Here is a 2,402-nt window from a genome sequence, read left to right as displayed (position 1 = left end):
GCGCACATATGCGCCGGCCGTCAACCGTAACGATACGGCCCGGCAACTGATGCCGCGCGCTCAATCATCCTAGGGTTGCGCCGATTTGCCTCCGCCGCCGCGGAGCGGCTGTTCTTGTCCTTTCGTATCCGTGTCCGCCCGCAAAGGGCTCAATCACGAACCGACGGCATGACGAGGATATTCATGTTCGAGCAACTGCAGACGGCGTCGCCCGTGAACCAGGGAGCGCCTTGCGCGCACGGACCGCGGGAGCGGTTTCGCAAGGCCGGGCCCGGATTGTGGCGCGCGCGCGATCCGAAGAGGCATGACGGGTTGAGGGGTATGGTCCAGGCGCTCACGCTGATGCTGCTTCTGGCGCTCGGACTGATGGCACTCGCAGTCATGCCGGCGGCGGCGCAAAACATCCCGCCGACATCGCCATGTACAGTGGGCGCCGGGAACACGCCTGCCGGTTGGACGAATGTCGTCGGGGATTCGGATTGCTCCAATGTCAACCAATGGGCGAATTGGGGACCTTGGCTCAATGCCCCGCTGCCAGGCCTCCCGACCGGCGCCACGACCTTCTCCACGATGCATCCGCCGGAACAAATACAGACGACAATGACCGGGCTCGTTCCGGGCAGGCAGTACAGGATTCCGTTCTTCGGGCTCAGTCGGGGAGCGAATTTTCAAAGCTATCAGAATACATGTCCGGGAATGACTTTATCGAGCGGTGCGGATACGCAAACCATCTTGTTCCCCGATACCACATCCTGGCACCAGGAAGTGTTCACCTTCACGGCCCAGGCAAGCTCGCAGACATTGACGGTGGGAGCCTACCACCCCAGCGGCGGGCACCAGTTTTGTCCCATCAGCTTTGCTATCGGCGCTGACCTGATCGATGTCGTCAAGTCCGCTTCGGGCGGAACGTCGGTGGGTGACGTGGTAACCTTCACTATGACCGTCGAGAACACGAGCGTCGAGACGCTGACGGCGGTCGCCATCAGCGAGGATGTTCTGGAGCGTGCCGACGGTACGCCGCTCTCCTTGACGACGGCTCCCACCTTCGTCTCAGCCAGCGCTGGCTCGTCGGCGGGCACGCTTCAGGTGGGCGAGACGGCCACCTACACGGCGACCTACACGCTGACGCAGGAAGACATCGATGCCGGCGGCATCTCCAACCAGGCGACGGGCGTCGCAACGGCGAGCACCGGCGAGTTCAGCGCGCTTTCCAGAGCCTCGGCTGGCGGCAATCAGGAGCCGACGGTCGTCTCGATCCCGCGTAACCCCTCCTACGATTTCGTCAAGAACGCGGTTCTGGACGATGCGAATGGCAATGGGCGGGCGGATGCGGGGGAGGTGATCAACTACACGTTCACGGTGGAGAACACCGGCAACGTGACGCTGACCGATGTCGCGGTGACGGATTCGAAGGCGACGATCTCGGGCAGCCCGATCGCGAGCCTGGCGCCGGGGACAGTGGATTTCGTCAATGTGACGGGCACCTACACGGTCACCGAGGCGGACCTGGCCTCGGGCAGCGTGGACAATGTCGCCTCTGCGACGGCGAAGGATCCGCAGGGCAACGACATCAACAAACAGTCGCGCCCGCCGGACGGGGATCCGGGCGATCCGACCGTGACGCCGACGCCGATGGATGCCGACTATGACTTCGTCAAGGAGGCGGAGCATGTGGACGCCAACGGCAACGGGTTGATCGATGCCGGCGAGACGATCGCCTACACCTTCACGGTCGAGAACACCGGCAATGTGTCGCTGACCAATGTGGTGGTAACGGATTCGCGGGCGACGGTGTCGGGCAGCCCGCTTGCCGGGCCCCTGGCGCCGGGGGCGGTGGACGACACCTCGGTGACGGGCACCTACACGGTGACGCAGGCAGACATCGATGCCGGCGACCTCGACAATGTGGCCTCGGCGACGGCGAAGGACCCGAATGGCGACGACGTGCCGAAGCAGTCGCGTCCGCCCGATGGCAATGAGGGCGATCCGACCCGGCCGCCCGGCGGGGTCCAGAAGGTGTCGGACTATGACTTCGTCAAGGAGGCTGCGCATGTGGACGCCAACGGCAACGGGCTGATGGATGCCGGCGAGACGATCAACTACACCTTCACGGTGACGAACACGGGCAACACGACCTTGACGGATGTCGCGGTGACGGATTCACGGGCGACGGTGTCGGGCAGCCCCATCCCGAGTCTGGCGCCTGGAATGGTGGACGACACGTCGGTGACGGGCACCTATACGATCACGCAGGCCGACATCGATGCGGGCAATGTCGACAATGTGGCCTCGGCCGTGGCCAAGGATCCGGACGGCAACGACCTGCCGAAGCAGTCGCGTCCGCCGGGCGGCAATCCGGGCGATCCGACCACGCCGCCCGGCGGGGTGCGGCAGGTCGCCGA

At 64.7% G+C, this 2,402-nt stretch carries 1 pseudogene; it reads left to right on the top strand.

The annotated features are described in order from the left end of the window. Positions 1-732 precede the first annotated feature (732 nt). Positions 733-2,402: pseudogene (locus NUU27_RS25260) on the top strand (hypothetical protein); the annotation flags it as partial.

It is taken from the genome of Nitratireductor sp. ZSWI3 (assembly GCF_024655565.1).
Classification (GTDB): Bacteria; Pseudomonadota; Alphaproteobacteria; order Rhizobiales; family Rhizobiaceae; genus Nitratireductor.
Note: the sequence above shows the minus strand (reverse complement) of the source record. Positions and strands in the feature narration are given on the sequence as shown.